The following is a 2,945-nucleotide window of genomic DNA, read 5'->3' on the forward strand; positions in this document are numbered from 1 at the left end:
CTCCGAACTGTGACGGCTAACTTGAACAACGACTGGCCTTTCAAATCTGCTCGAGCCGGTCATCACTCCCCCTCTACACCCAGCGGCGACAGCCTCGCTCGCATTTATTTCCTTAGCCGAAAGATTCGGCTGCACCCTCGCAGCTAAACTTGGTTCGCTGGCGTCCAAGAGATCGTCATGACGCTGTCTGGTTCATGTCGGGTGGCGCGGGATTTGGCTAGCTCAATCTCGACAATGTCGCCTTGCGCCAGTGTCGCACAGTTTGTGGAAGCCTACGCCTGCACCTTTCCGCTGCCCGCCTTGCATGCAGCGATCCACTGCATGGCGGAGGTTGGGTCCTCCAATATCGCAACTCGCTTTGCAAAGCCGACAAAGGCATTGCTGGCAGCGTCTAGCGGTATGTGCCCAGCATATGCATCACAACATGCCCTCAGGGCGGTCTCGTAGGCCAAGTCTCTGCGATCCTCGGGCCACTCATTGAGAAAATCGATAGCGTCCGCAAGACTGGCAATCTCTTGCACGATATAGCTGGCTCGCTTCACGAAAATGGGGCTCTGCATCCTCGGTGAGCAGTTCGGCTGCGCATCACCGCGAAGTCCGGCGAAGCCTGCTCAGGCATCTATCTTCCTTCCTGGCCTGATCTGAGGAGAACATACCCCGGGTGCCGTCATCTCTAACGGGGGATGAACCAGACAAAATTGAAAGGCCCCGTTTAACTGCCGAGCCACAATATAACCGCCTGCGACGCATGAACTGCCCGATGACCGCCGGCGCAACCTCGCGGCTTCGTGAGATCTGGCTGGCTGACACTATTTGCCAAGACATCCTGATGCGGTGGCTATGCACGGAACTGAGCATCTGTTCAGGGCCACGGGTGTGCTATACGGCTTTGATGGCTATTGGTTCGACGTTGCGCCGGCGCTGGCTGCCGGAAAAGAGCTTCCATCCTATGCTTATCTGCCGGGCAGGCAACCGCATCCCGTGCGCGATCCCGCGGGACATAGCTACAATAGCGAAGCCCTGCCGTTGGCAGCAGAGGCGTCGCTGGATTCAGACATATTCCTCTGGGGTCTCGACCTCTTCAACCACGGCTATTACTGGGAAGCCCATGAGGCGTGGGAAGCGCTGTGGCAAGTTGCAGACCGAGGCGCTCCGCTTCGGACGCTCTTCAAGGGATTGATCCTGTTATCAGCGGCCGGCGTGAAGATCCGCGAGGGCAAGCAGGCGCCGGCGATACGTCATGCCGGACGCGCCGCGGCGCTCCTTCGTCGGCTGAACACGGCGGATCATACCTTCGAGCGTGCGCTCGGCATGTCACCCGCAGCGCTCGCCGAATACGCAGAAGCCGCTGCACGGATCCCGGCAGCCTTGCAGGCGACAGCGCCCGGTCAGCCCCAACCCGTGTTTGACTTCATTCTCGGACCAAGCTCCGGCGAAGGGCCGATCAGCTGGCAAAAAACAAACAGTCATCCGTAGAAGTCGCCGGGAATAGACCGGACCCGTTGGGCCAACGTCACTGACGAACGACGAATGCCAGGTTCCACTCACCTGGCCGTATTTTCGTGTAGCGCGGAATTTCGTCACGTTGTTTTCCGAATTACAAAAGCTCAAGATGGCATGGCTGCATATCGGTTCCGGCGCCTGGCAGCCGAAACGATTGCCGGGGGGAACGCCTATTAGCAAAGGCTTATGGCGATACTTATGCTGCCGAGACATTTATTGCCTTCAGCCACAACCATCACTATGTAGCAAGACTTCGCCTGCTGTCTTCAAGCCACCCGGAGAATTTAATGACGGAAGAAGCCGACCACAACCTCGACGCCCTCATCGCGCTTACCGCCGATGTCGTCTCAGCCTATGTCTCGAACAATCCGGTCCCGGTGGGCGATCTCCCCGCCCTGATCGGCCAAGTACATGCAGCACTGAAAGGAACGGCCGGCAGCGTTTCCGCAGAACAGCCGCAGGCTCTCAAGCCTGCTGTTCCGATCAAGAAGTCGGTGATGGCGGACTACATCATCTGCCTTGACGATGGAAAGAAGTTCAAATCGCTAAAGCGCCATCTGTCGACCCACTATGGCCTCACGCCGGACGAATATCGCGCCAAATGGGGCCTGCCGGCGGACTATCCCATGGTCGCGCCGAATTACGCCGCTGCGCGCTCGGCCTTGGCCAAGACCATAGGTCTCGGCCGCAAACCGAAAGAGTCGGAAACGCCGGCGCCGGCGAAGCGGACCGGCAAGAAGGTCGCAGCCTGACTTTATCTCTCGAGGGTCGCTGGAGCGCGCAGCTGCTATCGGCATGATCTGCGCAGCATAGGAAAAGACGGGGGACCAAACCACGCCTTACCTCGCGCTCATTCGCTCTTGCCGGGACGCCGGAGAAAATTTCAGCCAGTCTTCGCACAACCCAACGCATCTACAAGGATCGCATCGTTGGCGACTACGCAGTCAATGGCACGCCACCACCATATCAGTGGCGGATCGGCCGCAGCCCGGCAAGCAAGGCTAATCGGTTCCGTCACCGCGTCCTCCAGCTGAACATCGACATCATGTGCGCCGTCTTGTGAAGAAGCTACGCCTGGCGACATCAGCACGATTGACGCGGCGAGCGCCTACGCGGCCGAGTTCGCTATCCCTTCGTCTCCCTCAATCCGCGCCATCGCGTCCGCTGCATCTCGACCGAAGCCGCAATCGTCAGCGGCCTCTCGCGCGAAAGGCCCGAGGAGCTTCTTGTTCGCGTCGGGCTTAGCTGCAGTGCGGCCGATCGATGCCCGCACGCTTTTTCGGGAGGCCAAAGGCAGCGCATCGGCCTGGCACGCGCGCGCGCTCATGCTGCAGCCGGATCTGCTTGTCGCCGACGCGCGCCGGCGCGCGCCGGTTGGTTGCAGGCGCAGATAATCCCAACAAGAGAGAACCCAAAAGAGAGAAAAAAAAAAAACCACCCAA

General features: G+C 59.4%; 4 protein-coding genes. 2 read left to right on the plus strand and 2 right to left on the minus strand.

Annotated elements, in window-relative coordinates:
• Positions 1–272 precede the first annotated feature (272 nt).
• Entirely contained in the window at positions 273–560 is a 288-nt protein-coding gene (locus AC0L2K_RS34665) for a DUF982 domain-containing protein (RefSeq protein WP_473533618.1), read from the minus strand.
• A gap of 280 nt (positions 561–840) precedes the next feature.
• Here AC0L2K_RS34665 and AC0L2K_RS34670 point away from each other — a divergent pair, with 280 nt between their 5' ends.
• Positions 841–1,476, plus strand: coding sequence for a DUF309 domain-containing protein (locus AC0L2K_RS34670; protein ID WP_473533619.1), 636 nt, complete (start codon positions 841–843; stop codon positions 1,474–1,476).
• A gap of 314 nt (positions 1,477–1,790) precedes the next feature.
• Positions 1,791–2,255, plus strand: a complete 465-nt coding sequence (locus tag AC0L2K_RS34675; RefSeq protein ID WP_473533620.1) for a Ros/MucR family transcriptional regulator — start codon at positions 1,791–1,793, stop codon at positions 2,253–2,255.
• A 356-nt stretch (positions 2,256–2,611) separates the two neighbouring features.
• Here the strand turns inward: AC0L2K_RS34675 and AC0L2K_RS34680 are convergent.
• On the minus strand, positions 2,612–2,945 hold a 334-nt coding region (locus AC0L2K_RS34680), incomplete at its 5' end, for a hypothetical protein (protein ID WP_473533621.1).

The organism is Mesorhizobium sp. WSM4817 (genome assembly GCF_055811135.1).

Bases quoted from the DNA above. Each gene is read 5' to 3' on its own strand.
- AC0L2K_RS34675 (WP_473533620.1), top strand. From the start codon at position 1,791: ATGACGGAAGAAGCCGACCACAACCTCGACGCCCTCATCGCGCTTACC.
- AC0L2K_RS34670 (WP_473533619.1), top strand. From the start codon at position 841: ATGCACGGAACTGAGCATCTGTTCAGGGCCACGGGTGTGCTATACGGC.
- AC0L2K_RS34665 (WP_473533618.1), bottom strand. From the start codon at position 560: ATGCAGAGCCCCATTTTCGTGAAGCGAGCCAGCTATATCGTGCAAGAG.